This is a genomic window from Brevibacillus nigriterrae (assembly GCF_049846925.1).
In the GTDB taxonomy this organism is placed as follows: domain Bacteria; phylum Bacillota; class Bacilli; order Brevibacillales; family Brevibacillaceae; genus Brevibacillus_H.
On record NZ_JBNCMT010000016.1, the window covers coordinates 58419 to 72232 of the forward strand.

Genomic DNA, 13814 nt, shown 5'->3' on the forward strand with positions numbered 1-13814 from the left:
TCTATATACTCCAATTCCACTCTACAATGGTTTTTCCTGCCTTTACAATACCGCACAAAAAAAGGAAAAGCCGCTCTAATGAAAGAAGCGGCTCTAGTTTTCAGCTATTTAATTATCTGAGGAAACGAATCGGGTTTTGGCTGTGTCCGCCTTTTCTCACTTCAAAGTGTAAGTGTACACCTGTTGAGTCACCAGTTGAGCCCATGATTCCAATCGTTTTCCCTTTTGCGACTACGTCACCTACGTCAACACTGACTGAACGCATGTGTCCGTAAAGTGTTTGAACGCCATTGCCGTGATCGATAATGACTGATTTGCCGTAGTTGCCATTCCAGCCAGCTTGTACAACACGACCGTTGTCTGCTGCCCGAATGGAACCTGATCCTGCAATATCAATCCCCTGATGCATCCTACCCCAACGCTTGCCAAACCCGCTGCTGATATAGCCTCTTGCTGGCCACATGAAACGGCCTGTCCCACGAGAAGGGATGACTTTCGTTCCACGTTCCACAATTTTGGCAACAGGTTGAGACAGGATTTGCTGGTTTAGGACGACACGATCAACCATTTGTCCATTTTCCTTGACGATCTTGTAACGAACTTTTTTCGTCCCTTCTTTGCCTTGTTGCAACACTTTGCTGTCGCCTTTTGGCATAGAACTGTTCGTACGGGACTGTTCCGTATAAGGAATCGTTTCACTTTGCACGACTTCTTCTTCAACCTGAACGGTAACGAGCGGCTTGAGCGCAGTTACGTTGATGGTTTGTCCAAGTTGCAAAACGGTATTTTCAGTAACACCTGGATTGTTAGCATAAATATCTTTGGAGCGAATTCCGTATTTCTCAGCGATACAACCAATACAATCGCCCTGTTGTACAGTGTGGACGACTTGTTTCAATGTACCTTTTTGAAGCAGCTCTTCCAGCTTGTCCTTTGTTAAAACCTGTGCCGCTGGTACTGCATCACTTACTGTTTTTACATCTTCTTTAAATTTAACCTGTTTGGTAGGCTCTCCTTTTGCAATCACGTCTACAGAGGCAGCTACCGCCGATTTTTGTTTCGGCTCAACTCCACCAAAGCGCTGCTTCAGGCTGTTCAAGACCGCATCAGCAGTTGCCTGGTCTGGTGCGTAGCCTACGATTTGTCCATTGACGACAATCTTAACAGCTTGTACTTTAATATCTGCGATTTTTGAGAGTTCTGCAATGGCATGTGTATTGTCAAAATCAGGTTTGAACCGAGTTTCCTCAGTATAAGTTATGTAATCTGACAATGTAAGTGTGAGGCCATTATGTTTTGCTTGCTCTTCCTTGAGTTTTGCTTCCGCCCACTTATTAATGACATCTTGACTATCTACGACTCCGATTTCTTTTCCATTCACGATGACATGATAGACAGTATGTACATTTGATTGATAATAATAAGTAGATAAACCTCCGATGGAAGCAGTCAATAAAATTGCTGCGGTTATAGCACTTGCCTGTTTTTTGTGGGTTCCTACGTATGACCAAACATTTTGAGCAAATTGCCTGGTCTGCTGACTTCCGCGACGAATTAACGGTTTTACTCGTTGCGTGAGCCAGGCTTTCCAATCAGCCGGCTGCATCATATCCCCCCTGAAACATTATGTGACAAAACGACAAAGGCAGTGAAGGTACTTGCTAACGGTCATTTTTGCCCTTTAGGACTATCTGAATATTCTTACAAATACAGAGTTTAGTCCTTTTCTCCTTAATCCTACAGTAAATTTCTCCCAAAATACCTAGAAAAACCACTATATCGACTTTACCATAAGAAAGTTTATGACTTCAAGTGTTTATTACCGTCGAATATTTCGATCTGACAAGTGTCATAATATGTCCATAGTTTTGTAAAAATAGGTTAACATTTGTCAAAAATTGTCGCAAGTGATAAACACCTAACTTCAGGAGGTTTTCTTATGGTAGAACGCAGTATATTAGCCGGGTTCAAATCGCTAGACGCTGCAGAACGAGCGGCACAAGCACTGAAACAATCAGGCTTCCAAACCGTTCAAGTGGATAGTGTCGGTCAGTATCCGGGCGAGGGTGTCGAGAAAGTGATGAATCCCCTGACCGGTGAAATCCCTGGACTTGGAAACCTTACGTTAGACGCTGACTTCCCCAATGGACGTGATGCAAGCGTGCTTGCTGCTGCTGATCCGAGTGCAAGCGGAATGTCTGACGGAGGTCAGGATGCGATTGGCAGCAGTATCTTGCTTACCTGCGTCGTCCCTGAAAATCAGGGGGATCAAGCAACCCAACTCATTCGTTCATTCGGGGGCGAAGTATAAAAATGATAATAGAAGCCACCATTCCATTTCGCTGGAAACGGTGGCTATTTTCGTTGAATCATTATCTTAAGACCTCTACCATAGAAGTGACATCACGCAGGGATAACCGCCGAAATGATGTCATCTCCATATCTTCTTTTTGATAAGTAGTGATAAAGCAAATATAGCCCTTGCTGACATGAGACATGGTTCCTTTGATTATACTGCCATTGTACATTTTCACTTCAACCTTTTTGCCGATCAACTTTAACGCTTTCGAATCGAATCCCATTTCACAGCACCTCATTTGTTTTTAGTATGGGATACCATATGCCCAGAAGGTGCCCAGTGGTGTCTGTCTCATTTCAAATTTCAAAAATAAAAGGATAAAAAACAAAGACCGTCACAAGCGACGGTCTTTCTTATATCTGTACATTGATTTGGCTTATGCGTAAATGCCACGAACAACAACCGTTTGCTCACGGTCAGGTCCTACAGAGAAAATGGAAAGTGGAATACCAGTAAGCTGGGTAATTCGCTCAATGTAATGGCGAGCGTTTTCTGGCAAATCATTGAGGTTGGTAATGCCCGTGATGTCCTCATCCCAGCCAGGAAGATCTTCATACACTGGTTCACATTTTGCGAGGATATTCAGGTTTGCAGGGAATTCCTCAACGATCTCACCGTTGTATTTGTACGCTGTGCAAATACGAAGGGTTTTGATTCCAGTCAAAGTATCAAGCTTTGTAATAGCAAGCCCTGTTACACCGCTAACACGACGTGCATGACGAACAACAACACTGTCAAACCAACCAATACGGCGAGGGCGACCTGTCGTCGTTCCGTATTCAAATCCTACTTCACGAATATGATTGCCAGTTTCATCGTGAAGCTCAGTCGGGAATGGTCCATCTCCCACACGTGTTGTGTAAGCTTTTGCTACACCAATTACTTGATGGATTTTGCTTGGACCAACACCAGAACCGATTGTTACACCGCCTGCAATCGGATTGGAAGAAGTAACATACGGATACGTACCTTGGTCAATATCCAGCATGACTCCTTGCGCACCTTCAAACAGCACACGGTTTCCTTTGTCAATTACATCGTTAAGCACAACAGAGGTATCCGCAACATAAGGACGGATGATCTCTGCATAGCCGAGATACTCTTCCAAAATCTCTTTAAGCTCAAATCCAGTTGTATCATATAATTTTTCGAATACACGGTTTTTCTCAGCCAGGTTGCGAGACAATTTGCGTTCGAACTCTTCCGCATCCAACAAATCAGCAATACGGATACCGATACGTGCAGCTTTGTCCATGTATGCAGGGCCGATACCTTTACGAGTAGTACCAATTTTATTTTCGCCTTTGCTCTCTTCTTCTACGCCATCCAACTTGATATGGTACGGCATGATGACATGAGCACGGTTACTGATTTTCAAATTTTTCGTAGAGAATCCGAATCCATGGAGATATTCCAACTCAGCAATCAGCGCTTTCGGGTCAATCACCATACCGTTACCGATGACACAAACTTTGTCTTTATAAAAAATCCCGGATGGAATCAAGTGAAGTTTGTATTTATTGCCATCAAAAATAATGGTGTGTCCCGCATTGTTGCCACCTTGATAACGGGCAACCACTTCAGCGGTTTCTGCTAAATAGTCTGTAATTTTACCTTTACCTTCATCGCCCCATTGGGTTCCGACGACAACCACTGTTGACATCAGAAAACACCTCCTGATTCTAATCATTTCCTAAAGCGGGCACAAACAATCATAGTGTACAAAACTAAAGAGTATATGTCAATGTAATCACGAACAATATCAAAAATAAACTGCATGTACGTTCGGAACTAGGCAAAAGAATCATAGCGATCAAGAAGTTTTTTCGTTAAAAAAATGCAGCAGGTATTATCCTGCCGCATCTCGATATCGATGATCCAAGCTAACGAACTTGTTGTACTCTTTCAAGAAAGCGAGCTCAACAGTGCCTGTAGGGCCGTTACGTTGCTTGGCAATAATCACTTCAATTACGTTTTTGTTCTCTGACTCTTTATCGTAATAGTCATCACGATAAAGGAAAGCTACAATATCCGCATCCTGCTCGATCGAACCGGATTCACGGATGTCAGACATCATCGGTCGCTTGTCTTGACGTTGCTCAACCGAACGGCTCAACTGGGACAAGGCAATGACCGGTACACTTAATTCACGAGCAATCCCTTTGAGTGTTCGAGAGATTTCCGAAACCTCTTGCTGACGGTTGTCTCCCTTTCCTCTGCCGTGGATCAACTGAAGGTAGTCAATCAGAATCATACCGAGACCACGTTCCTGTTGGAGCCTTCTGCATTTTGCACGGATGTCCTGTACGGTTACACCTGGTGTATCGTCAATAAAAATTGGCGCTTTTGCCAAGGTTCCAATCGCCATCGTCAGCTTCTGCCAGTCGTCTTCTTCCAGCCAGCCTGACCGCATCCGGGACGCATCCAGATTCCCTTCTGCACAAATCATACGCTGAACTAACTGGGATGCTGCCATCTCCAACGAAAAGATCGCTACGGTCTCTCCCGCACGTGCTGCCACGTTCTGAGCCACATTCAGCGCAAAAGCCGTCTTCCCTACGGAAGGACGAGCTGCCAGGATAATCAGGTCTGAACGCTGGAAGCCCGCTGTCATTTTGTCCAGATCAGGATACCCCGACGGAATTCCTGTGACGTCTCCCCGCCTTTGACTCAAAAACTCAATCCGGTCGTAGGCTTCCATCAGTGCATCACGAACGGGAATGAATCCGCCGCTGTTACGATTCTGGCCAATCTCCATAATATACTTCTCGGCATCAGCGATAATCTCTCCGACTTCATCCTCCCGAGAGTACCCGTCGTTTGCAATTTTGGTTGCTGTGAGAATCAGTCTGCGCAACAGAGCTTTTTCTTCAACGATTTTGGCGTAATATTCGATATTGGCTGCTGTCGGCACTGAGCTCGCCAGATCGGATAGATAGGTAACCCCACCAACCTCATCTAGCATCTTCTTGTCTTGCAGCTCTGCAGTTACAGTAACTAAATCGACAGGCTCCCCCTTCTCATAGAGGTCCTGCATGACTTTAAAAATCCGTTGGTGTGCTGCTTTGTAGAAATTCTCCGGTCGAAGAATTTCAATAGCGGTAATGAGAGCTTCCTTGGCAAGGAACACAGCCCCAAGAACGGATTGTTCGGCTTCGACATTTTGTGGCGGCACTCGATCCATAAACAGGTCGCTCAACATTAATCCCTCACTTATTCCAGACTTTTTCCCCGTGATTATTCTTCTACCACGTGAACCTTGAGTGTTGCAGTTACTTCATTATGCAATTTCGCTTTCACTTGAGTTACACCCAGGGAACGAATTGCTTCCATATCCAGCTTGCGTTTATCCAACTTGATCTTGAATTGAGCTTCTAGCGCTTCCACAACCTGTTTGCTTGAGATTGCACCAAACAAGCGTCCACCTTGACCAGCTTTACCGGTTAATTTGACGGTAATTTCCTCGAATTTCTTCGCAAGTTCCTGTGCATCCTGCTTCTCTTGCTCTTTACGCTTATCTGCACTGCGCTGTTGTGCTTCATGTGTTTTTACATTACCTTCCGTCGCTTCTCTTACAAGACCTTTCGGAAGAAGAAAATTACGAACGTATCCTTCAGAGAGATCTTTAATCTCGCCTTTTTTTCCTTGTCCTTTAACATCCTTAAGAAAAATTACTCGCATCTTACAATTCCTCCTCTTAAGACAAGCTATCAAGTACTTCTTTCAAACGCTTCACGGCGTCTTGCATCGAAATGCCTATTAATTGACACGCGGCACCAGTCAAATGACCTCCGCCACCCAGTTGTTCCATAATTGACTGAACATTGATGTCTCCAAGAGAACGGGCACTGATTAAAATGGCATCGTCTGCCCGCTTTGCAACAACAAATGATGCTTGAATTCCTGACAGGGTCAGGAGAATCTCTGCTGCCTGAGCAACCTCAACCTGCGTATAGGACTCTTCAGGACTTCCAACGGATATGGCCAGTTTCCCACGATAAACCTCTGTATTCATCACAATCCGAGAGCGTTTGATAAATTGCTGTAGATCTTCCTTTAAGAAACGCTGAACGGTTGCTGTATCGGCACCATTCCGTCGCAAGAAAGATGCTGCCTCGAACGTCCGGGAACCTGTGCGGAAAGCAAAGCTCTTGGTATCCACGACAATTCCAGAAAGAAGCGCCGTTGCAATTAAACTGTCGATATTGATTCGATCGCTTTGGTACTGTAACAATTCGGCAACCAATTCGGCAGTAGATGAAGCATATGGTTCTAAGTAAATTAATACCGGGTCATTGATGAATTCCTCCGCACGACGGTGGTGGTCAATTACCACGATACGGTTTGTCTCCTGTAACAGGCGTGGTTCAATCACCAGGGAAGGACGATGTGTATCCACGATGACGAGCAAGGTTCGCCCGGAGATCAGGTGAAGTGCTTGCTCAGGTGTAACGAATGACTCAGAAAGAGCTTCGTGTACTGCCACTTCCTTCATTAAGCGCTCAATGGAAGAGTTTACTTCATCGAGGACAATGTATCCTACCTTGTTATGAACCTGTACGGCCTTGAGAACCCCTAGTGATGCACCGATGGAGTCCATATCCGGGTTTTTGTGACCCATAATAATGACGTGGTCCGCTTCGTGAATGAGGTCACGCAAGGCATGAGCAATGACACGTGCACGCACACGCGTCCGCTTCTCGACCGCATTCGATTTTCCACCGAAGAAGGACAGTTTATTCCCGACTCTGACGGCTGCCTGGTCACCGCCTCGACCAAGGGCAATATCCAAGCTCGATTGAGCAATTTGCCCAAGCTCAATAAACGAAGACACACCGGCACCAATACCGATACTCAGTGTAATCGGAATCTTGTTGTCCGCCGTTAATTCACGAACGACGTCGAGGATATCAAAACGACTCTCTTCCAACTTCTCTAGCGTTTGTCGATCAAACAAGGCCATGAACTTATCTGCCGTAAAACGACGCAAATAAATGTTGTGCTTAACCGCCCAGTCAGTGATTACACCGGCAACGCTTGCTGATAAAAGAGTTCGACTTTGATCGTCCATCACTTGACCAACCTCATCCAGGTTATCCAGATGAATAATCGCTACTACTGATTTTTCACGGTTGTAACGAAGCATTAACTCTTTATGTTCACTGATGTCTTTGAAATAGAGTAATCGTTCCTCCGTGCGGACAAGCACTTCATATATCCGTTCGTTGTATGCCAATTCGATACGCTTCTGATCCGCCTTCAGTTCAAGGCCGGGGAAGATATCAGCCAAACTCTTGCCAATCAACCCTTCTTCTCCGGTAATCTCGAGCATATACGGATTGGTCCATTCAATTTCTTTTTCATCATTAAATAGCAAAATACCCATTGGCATTTCCTGAATGACGCTCTCGCCCGCTTTTTTTACTCGGTGGCTAATGGTCGCCAAATATAAACGCAGCTCTCGTTGAAAAGCTTTCTCCGCTTGTACCGAATAAAAAACCAAACCGATTACGCAGACAATGCCAAGCGCTCCGAACATCCAATGGTAAAACGTCAAAACAGCTAACAGCATTAAGCTAAAGCTGAGAGCCAATACCATATGCAGCCCGTACCAACGCTTTAAAAGGAACTTGGGCATTTCCTCAGCTCCTCTTTACATTCTTCTTTCCAGTCGCTTACGCAAACCAAGGCCCAAATCAAATATACCTAGTAAGCTTAGTATATTAGTTAAGAGAAGAAAAATAAATAGAGATACAGTTAGTACCTTTGGCACTTTATTCCTAAACTTCAAATCGAGGAAAAATGCTACAAAACCTAACCCTTGGATGATAAACAACCATTCCAAAACGGTCTTGAGGTTGAGAATTGCGCTTTTGAGGAATGTATCCGTAATGGACTGGTAAAAAAACAAGAAACCAATTAACGCGACAAAATAGTAATACAAAATGGAGCGGGGTAAATTCCACTCCTTTAACGGCTTCAAAGCAGGTACGGGTGAGCCCATCCGCTTTGTAATCACACGTGCAAGCCAATGATTGATCGCACTTGCCATGATGGCCGACATCATCATCAGGGAAGGGAATAGCAGTTTCAGGTCATTTAATAGCAGGCTGTATTGTTGCTTGAACTGTTCTTGTGTCATTCCTGGTGGAAGAGCAAATGGCATATCCCCGTTCAACATCGCCTGACTGACTTTGTTAAATTCCCCGAGCACATCTACTCCCATGACATAAATCGTAATAATCAAACTGACGATTACCGATACAATCCATGCACCCGCCCCTCCAAGAATGGCTGGTAGTGCCGAATTCGTACGCTTATACAAGTAACCCATCACGAAACCCATGCCGCCTAGCAACAATGCCGGAAGAATCCCTGCTACACCAGTAATGATCATCCCTAAAAACCCGAATGTGCCTACGATAAAAAGCATATCCCGAAATGACCTCTGTCGTGCTAACAGGATAAAGGGAACCGGAATGATAAAAAACGCTGTAGAACCAATAAAGGTATACGTAGCAAGCATGAGCAGAACGGCAGAGATACCAAGCATAATCGCATTCTCTGCAAGTTGCCTTGTCCGATTGGGCATGTCAGCTACCCCTCTCGTGCAGTAATATTCTTATGTCGAACACAGTCCAAAGTATGTATTTTGAAAAAAAAGAGGGTCACTAAGATGTGCCCCCTCTTTTTATAAGTCTCTTATTCAGCAGTATATGGTAACAATGCTACTTGACGAGCACGTTTGATCGCTATAGTCAACGCACGTTGATATTTAGCGGAAGTACCAGTCACACGACGTGGCAAGATTTTACCGCGTTCGCTGATGAACTTTTTCAACAAATCAAGATCTTTATAATCGATCTTTTTGATCTTGTTGACAGTAAAGAAACAAACTTTACGACGCTTATTAGGACGTCCTTTGCGTGCCATGAAAAGTCCCTCCTTCTTAAGGAAATGTGATAATTCATATGACTTTGAGATACTTGACTTCGTTAGAAAGGCAGGTCGTCGTCAGAAATGTTGATCGGCTTCCCTGCATCGGCGAAGGGGTCGTTAAACGGATCAAAGTCATTTCCTTTAGCAGCAGGTTTCGATCCGCCGCTAAAGCTTGGATCAAAGCCATTTCCTTCTTCCCTCGAGCCCAAAAACTGTACATTTTCCGCAACTACTTCTGTTACGTATACCTTTTTGCCCTCTTTATTATCATAAGATCTTGTTTGTAAACGGCCTTCAACGGCTGCTTGTCTACCCTTGCGAAGATAGTTAGCGCACAAGTCAGCTAATTTACTCCAAGCTACGATGTTAATAAAGTCAGCTTCACGCTCTCCTGTTTGACCAGTGCGTGCGCGATTTACTGCCAGAGTAAAGGTAGTAACAGCAGTTCCATTCGGAGTGTAGCGAAGTTCTGGATCCTTAGTAAGCCTGCCAATAAGAATAACTCGATTCATCATGAACATAACCCCCGCGAACGACTATTACTTTTCTTCTCTTACGAAGAGGAAGCGAATAACGTCGTCGTTAATTTTCATGAGACGCTCAGCTTCTGCTACTGCATCAGCATTCGCTTTGAAGTTCATCAAAACATAGAAACCATCACGGAACTTTTTGATTTCGTAAGCAAGACGACGTTTACCCATTTCTTGAAGTTTGGTGATTTCCCCACCAAAGCTAGTAACGACTTCGCTGTAACGAGCTACATTCGCTTTCACTCTTTCTTCTTCAAGGTCTGGACGTAATACGTACATTACTTCGTATTGACGCATACCTATTTCACCTCCTTTTGGACTAAACGGCCCTGAACGGGCAAGGAGCGAGTGCCTATTGATTCGCATAAAAAAGATGCACCCAATTAAATACTCGCATTTTTGCATTATATCAAATCAAGAAACGCTAGGCAAGATGGGAATTATACGTTAAAGCGGAAGTGAATGACATCGCCGTCTTTTACGACGTACTCTTTTCCTTCCAGTCGATATTTCCCTTTCTCACGAGCAGCATTGACATTACCCGCTTCCACGAGATCAGCATACGCAACAACTTCTGCACGAATAAATCCACGCTCGAAGTCAGTATGGATGACACCTGCAGCCTGAGGAGCTTTGGTTTCTTGTTTAATAGTCCAAGCACGCACTTCTTGTACCCCGGCAGTAAAATATGTTACCAAGCCAAGCAAGGTGTAAGCTGCACGAATCAAGCGGTCGAGGCCGGATTCCTTAATACCCAGCTCTTCTAAGAACATCTCTTTATCTTCGCCCTCTAATTCAGCAATCTCAGACTCCACTTTCGCACTGATTACAACGACCTCAGCACCTTCGTTTGCCGCATGATTGCGAACTGCTTGCACATGTTGATTGTTCTCATAGTCATTGATCTCATCTTCCGCTACGTTACAAACGTACAGCATCGGTTTGATGGTTAGCAGGTGAAGGTCACGCACCAATTTTTGTTCTTCTTCATCCAAGCCTACAGAACGAGCAGCATGTCCTTCTTCAAAGGCAGCTTGTAATTTTTCCAGTACATCAAGCTCCTGTTTTGCCTCTTTGTCGCCTGCTTTTACCTTGCGTCCAATACGCTCGATACGACGATTAACGGAGTCAAGATCGGCAAACACAAGCTCCAGGTTGATTGTTTCGATATCGCTTAACGGATCAACTTTTCCCGCAACGTGGGTAATATTCTCATCCTCGAAGCAACGAACCACCTGTGCAATCGCATCTACTTCACGAATGTGTGCAAGGAACTGGTTACCCAAGCCTTCCCCACGGCTTGCACCTTTAACGAGGCCTGCAATATCAACGAACTCAAAAGCAGTTGGAACCACTTTATTTGGTACCACAATCTCTGTCAGTTTGGTTAAACGAGGGTCTGGAACTTCTACGATCCCCACGTTCGGGTCAATCGTACAGAACGGATAATTCGCTGATTCAGCACCCGCCTGTGTAATTGCATTGAATAGGGTTGATTTACCTACGTTAGGCAAACCAACAATCCCGCATGACATACCCATTTATCTACACTCCTTGGTTTCCGATATTTACGCATCCTTTTTAGTATAAAGATTTGCCTATCAGATTACAATTACGCAAATATACCCTCCGCCTGACATCTCAGCGAGGGAAGTCAGCTTCTTCTCATTCGATAGCGGTTGATGGGACGTCCAATTCCGCCGTATTGAACATCACGTTCCAATGTCCCTCTTTTCTCCAGATAGTCCAAGTATCGTCTTGCCGTAACACGGGCAATCCCCACATGGTCGGCTACCTCATCTGCTGATAGGGAACTTCCATGGTCCTTCATATAGAGAATAACCTGATTCAATGTAATTGCATGAAGCCCTTTGGGAAGCGTTTCATGCTCATCACCAGCGGTTATGTCATTGCCTAGAATTAGTTGATCCAGCTCATTTTGTGTCATCAGCCGATTCGAGTTGAACTGCTGTCGATAAATCTTGTACTTTTCCAATGCCTGTTTGATCCGATCAAACTTAAAGGGTTTAATAATGTAATCAACGGCTCCATTTCGAAGTACATTCTGAATCGTAGGCATGTCTTTAGCGGCTGAGACGACGATGACATCAACAGGAAAGGATTGGGCTCGTATATGCTGCAACGTCTCAATCCCGTCCAAAAGTGGCATAAATATATCCATAATGACCAAATCCGGCTGTAATTCTCCGATTAACTCCAGCCCTTCACGTCCATTGTTTGCAACGCCAATCACTTCGAATCCAGCTACCTTCTCGACAAACTGACGATTCACTTCCTGAACCATCGGGTCATCCTCGATCAAGAGCACCCTGCACCCCATTATCTGTTCCCCCTTTCATTGCAAATGTCAGGATAAAACTCGTGCCAACTCCCTGTGTTGATTCTACACGAATTTCGCCCTCTGTTCGTTCGATAATCTTGTTTACAAGATGAAGCCCAATTCCTCTGTGATCCTGCTCTTTGGTTGAATATCCTCTTTCTAACATTTTCTGCTGAACTTCTTCACTCATTCCACAGCCGTTATCCTCTACAAGCAATGACATGACTTCTTCATCCTGTTCAATACTGACATAGACCTCTTTACTTTCTCGATTGACGTCTCGCAAAGCATCAAAGGAATTCTCAATCAGATTCCCAATTAGCAGCACAAAATCATGATGGTCCATATTTGCCGGGAACTCGTCCATTTTACTTCTTCGATCAATGGTAACCGTAATTCCCAACTCTTTGCCTCGGCTTACCTTGCTTAACAAAAGCCCGGAAATGCTCTCATCCCGGATACTTTCTGTAAGGAAGTTTGTGATCTCCCTTTGTTGTTCTGTAATTTGAAACAAATAGTCCAATGCTTTTTCTGTGGCCCCTAGCTGCAAGAGTCCGGCAATGGTGTGAAGCTTGTTCATGTGTTCATGGTTCTGTACTCGCAGGGCATCGACGAACTCCCGAACACCTGTCAATTCTTCTGCCAGCTTCGTAACCTCTGTCAAATCCTGAAAAATCGCCAGGGCCCCAACAGTCTGGTTGCTTACTTTAATGGGCATGCGGGTTGACATGATGGTGGCATTGCCTAGCTTTAGCTCCTGATTGTATATGGGCTGCTGTAGATGCACGATCTCTGGCAAACGAGTGTTGGGGATCACTTCCCAAATGTTTCTCCCGAGGACGTCTCCGGTAATACCGAATATTTCTTTGGCTTTCTCGTTAAAGATCGTGATGTTCTCCTGTTTATCTATCGCTATGACACCTTCGTGCATGGCATGAAACGTCGCTGTTCTTTCCCGTAAAATTCGTGAGATTTCATGCGGTTCTAGACCAAACATCTGCTTTTTCATATGTTTGGCAAGCCGCCACGACCCCCAGATACCGAACAAAATCGATAAAAAAAACGTCAGGATGATGTACTCTTTCTGATCGAGAAGAATCTCTTTGATCCCGGGAAGGACGTGTCCCGTCATGACTACACCAATTTGTTTGTGTTCCTCATCCATAATGGGGACAAACGCTCGGATAGCCGTTCCCATCTCTCCCCTTACTTTTGACGTATAGGAATGTTCCGCAAAGGCGGGCTCAGCGTCTTTGCCATAGAACACGAGACCAAGCCTGTCCTGAATCGGGTCTGAGTAGCGAACCCGATTCATATCCATGACTACGATATACGTAATATCATTGATGATTCGCAACCTTTTTGTAATCGGATCCACTGTTTTCCAACCATCAGGCTCTGTAATGCCCGTCTTGATTAATGGAATCTCTGCAACCGTTCTTGCTGTAATGAGCAGGCGCTGTCCGACCTCATCCTCTTTTAAGCGAATAATGCTTCCCAACAGGATAATTCCACCAATGAGCAGTGAGAAAAGAACGATCCCAAACGATAGCAATGTAATTTTCCAGTGAATTTTTACGTTTTTAAACAGAGGAATGGCTCCCTTACTTGGAATGACTGCCGAGAATTTACGTCTTCTAAATAT

General features: G+C 44.6%; 14 protein-coding genes. 1 reads left to right on the top strand and 13 read right to left on the bottom strand.

All coding sequences use genetic code 11. The features are described from left to right. Nucleotides 1–112 precede the first annotated feature (112 nt). The gene (locus tag ACPW7N_RS13400; RefSeq protein ID WP_425651602.1) at nucleotides 113–1606 is read right to left on the bottom strand and encodes a peptidoglycan DD-metalloendopeptidase family protein; all 1494 of its coding nucleotides are present in this window, start codon (nucleotides 1604–1606) and stop codon (nucleotides 113–115) included. 333 nt (nucleotides 1607–1939) lie between these two features. On the opposite strand from ACPW7N_RS13400, the gene ACPW7N_RS13405 reads away from it, so the two are divergent. Then, nucleotides 1940–2311 carry a hypothetical protein gene (locus ACPW7N_RS13405; RefSeq protein WP_425651603.1) on the top strand — a complete coding sequence of 124 codons (372 nt, stop codon included), beginning with the start codon at nucleotides 1940–1942 and terminating at the stop codon, nucleotides 2309–2311. A gap of 61 nt (nucleotides 2312–2372) precedes the next feature. On the opposite strand, the gene ACPW7N_RS13410 is transcribed toward ACPW7N_RS13405, so the two are convergent. The 12 genes from ACPW7N_RS13410 to ACPW7N_RS13465 form a co-directional block, all read right to left on the bottom strand. Then, nucleotides 2373–2582, bottom strand: a complete 210-nt coding sequence (locus tag ACPW7N_RS13410) for a hypothetical protein (protein ID WP_425651604.1) — start codon at nucleotides 2580–2582, stop codon at nucleotides 2373–2375. 153 nt (nucleotides 2583–2735) lie between these two features. Continuing rightward, a complete protein-coding gene (locus tag ACPW7N_RS13415) occupies nucleotides 2736–4022 on the bottom strand; it encodes an adenylosuccinate synthase (RefSeq protein ID WP_425651605.1) in 1287 nt (428 codons plus the stop codon). Between the two features lie 186 nt (nucleotides 4023–4208). Then, the gene (gene dnaB / locus ACPW7N_RS13420) at nucleotides 4209–5558 is read right to left on the bottom strand and encodes a replicative DNA helicase (protein ID WP_425651653.1); all 1350 of its coding nucleotides are present in this window, start codon (nucleotides 5556–5558) and stop codon (nucleotides 4209–4211) included. A gap of 38 nt (nucleotides 5559–5596) precedes the next feature. After that, on the bottom strand, nucleotides 5597–6040 hold the full coding sequence (rplI, locus tag ACPW7N_RS13425; RefSeq protein WP_425651606.1) for a 50S ribosomal protein L9: 444 nt from the start codon (nucleotides 6038–6040) through the stop codon (nucleotides 5597–5599). 16 nt (nucleotides 6041–6056) lie between these two features. After that, on the bottom strand, nucleotides 6057–7997 hold the full coding sequence (locus ACPW7N_RS13430; RefSeq protein WP_425651607.1) for a DHH family phosphoesterase: 1941 nt from the start codon (nucleotides 7995–7997) through the stop codon (nucleotides 6057–6059). Between the two features lie 15 nt (nucleotides 7998–8012). Next, nucleotides 8013–8951, bottom strand: a complete 939-nt coding sequence (locus tag ACPW7N_RS13435) for a YybS family protein (RefSeq protein ID WP_425651608.1) — start codon at nucleotides 8949–8951, stop codon at nucleotides 8013–8015. Between the two features lie 110 nt (nucleotides 8952–9061). After that, nucleotides 9062–9292 carry a 30S ribosomal protein S18 gene (gene rpsR / locus ACPW7N_RS13440; protein WP_425651609.1) on the bottom strand — a complete coding sequence of 77 codons (231 nt, stop codon included), beginning with the start codon at nucleotides 9290–9292 and terminating at the stop codon, nucleotides 9062–9064. Nucleotides 9293–9354: 62 nt separating this feature from the next. After that, complete coding sequence (locus tag ACPW7N_RS13445; protein ID WP_425651610.1) at nucleotides 9355–9813, bottom strand: single-stranded DNA-binding protein; 459 nt, start codon at nucleotides 9811–9813, stop codon at nucleotides 9355–9357. A gap of 24 nt (nucleotides 9814–9837) precedes the next feature. Next, the gene (rpsF, locus tag ACPW7N_RS13450; RefSeq protein ID WP_425651611.1) at nucleotides 9838–10125 is read right to left on the bottom strand and encodes a 30S ribosomal protein S6; all 288 of its coding nucleotides are present in this window, start codon (nucleotides 10123–10125) and stop codon (nucleotides 9838–9840) included. Between the two features lie 143 nt (nucleotides 10126–10268). Further along, nucleotides 10269–11369 carry a redox-regulated ATPase YchF gene (ychF, locus tag ACPW7N_RS13455; RefSeq protein WP_425651612.1) on the bottom strand — a complete coding sequence of 367 codons (1101 nt, stop codon included), beginning with the start codon at nucleotides 11367–11369 and terminating at the stop codon, nucleotides 10269–10271. Between the two features lie 113 nt (nucleotides 11370–11482). Further along, entirely contained in the window at nucleotides 11483–12169 is a 687-nt protein-coding gene (locus ACPW7N_RS13460) for a response regulator (RefSeq protein WP_425651613.1), read from the bottom strand. Beyond that, complete coding sequence (locus ACPW7N_RS13465; protein WP_425651654.1) at nucleotides 12138–13760, bottom strand: ATP-binding protein; 1623 nt, start codon at nucleotides 13758–13760, stop codon at nucleotides 12138–12140. The genes ACPW7N_RS13460 and ACPW7N_RS13465 overlap by 32 nt, the downstream gene beginning before the upstream one ends. Nucleotides 13761–13814: the final 54 nt, after the last annotated feature.

What these genes read in the sequence shown, in the direction of transcription:
- rpsF (WP_425651611.1), bottom strand. Translation starts at nt 10,125, where the DNA reads ATGCGTCAATACGAAGTAATGTACGTATTACGTCCAGACCTTGAAGAA.
- ychF (WP_425651612.1), bottom strand. Translation starts at nt 11,369, where the DNA reads ATGGGTATGTCATGCGGGATTGTTGGTTTGCCTAACGTAGGTAAATCA.
- ACPW7N_RS13460 (WP_425651613.1), bottom strand. Translation starts at nt 12,169, where the DNA reads ATGGGGTGCAGGGTGCTCTTGATCGAGGATGACCCGATGGTTCAGGAA.
- ACPW7N_RS13435 (WP_425651608.1), bottom strand. Translation starts at nt 8,951, where the DNA reads ATGCCCAATCGGACAAGGCAACTTGCAGAGAATGCGATTATGCTTGGT.
- rpsR (WP_425651609.1), bottom strand. Translation starts at nt 9,292, where the DNA reads ATGGCACGCAAAGGACGTCCTAATAAGCGTCGTAAAGTTTGTTTCTTT.
- ACPW7N_RS13405 (WP_425651603.1), top strand. Translation starts at nt 1,940, where the DNA reads ATGGTAGAACGCAGTATATTAGCCGGGTTCAAATCGCTAGACGCTGCA.
- ACPW7N_RS13445 (WP_425651610.1), bottom strand. Translation starts at nt 9,813, where the DNA reads ATGATGAATCGAGTTATTCTTATTGGCAGGCTTACTAAGGATCCAGAA.
- ACPW7N_RS13400 (WP_425651602.1), bottom strand. Translation starts at nt 1,606, where the DNA reads ATGCAGCCGGCTGATTGGAAAGCCTGGCTCACGCAACGAGTAAAACCG.
- rplI (WP_425651606.1), bottom strand. Translation starts at nt 6,040, where the DNA reads ATGCGAGTAATTTTTCTTAAGGATGTTAAAGGACAAGGAAAAAAAGGC.
- ACPW7N_RS13430 (WP_425651607.1), bottom strand. Translation starts at nt 7,997, where the DNA reads ATGCCCAAGTTCCTTTTAAAGCGTTGGTACGGGCTGCATATGGTATTG.
- ACPW7N_RS13415 (WP_425651605.1), bottom strand. Translation starts at nt 4,022, where the DNA reads ATGTCAACAGTGGTTGTCGTCGGAACCCAATGGGGCGATGAAGGTAAA.
- ACPW7N_RS13410 (WP_425651604.1), bottom strand. Translation starts at nt 2,582, where the DNA reads ATGGGATTCGATTCGAAAGCGTTAAAGTTGATCGGCAAAAAGGTTGAA.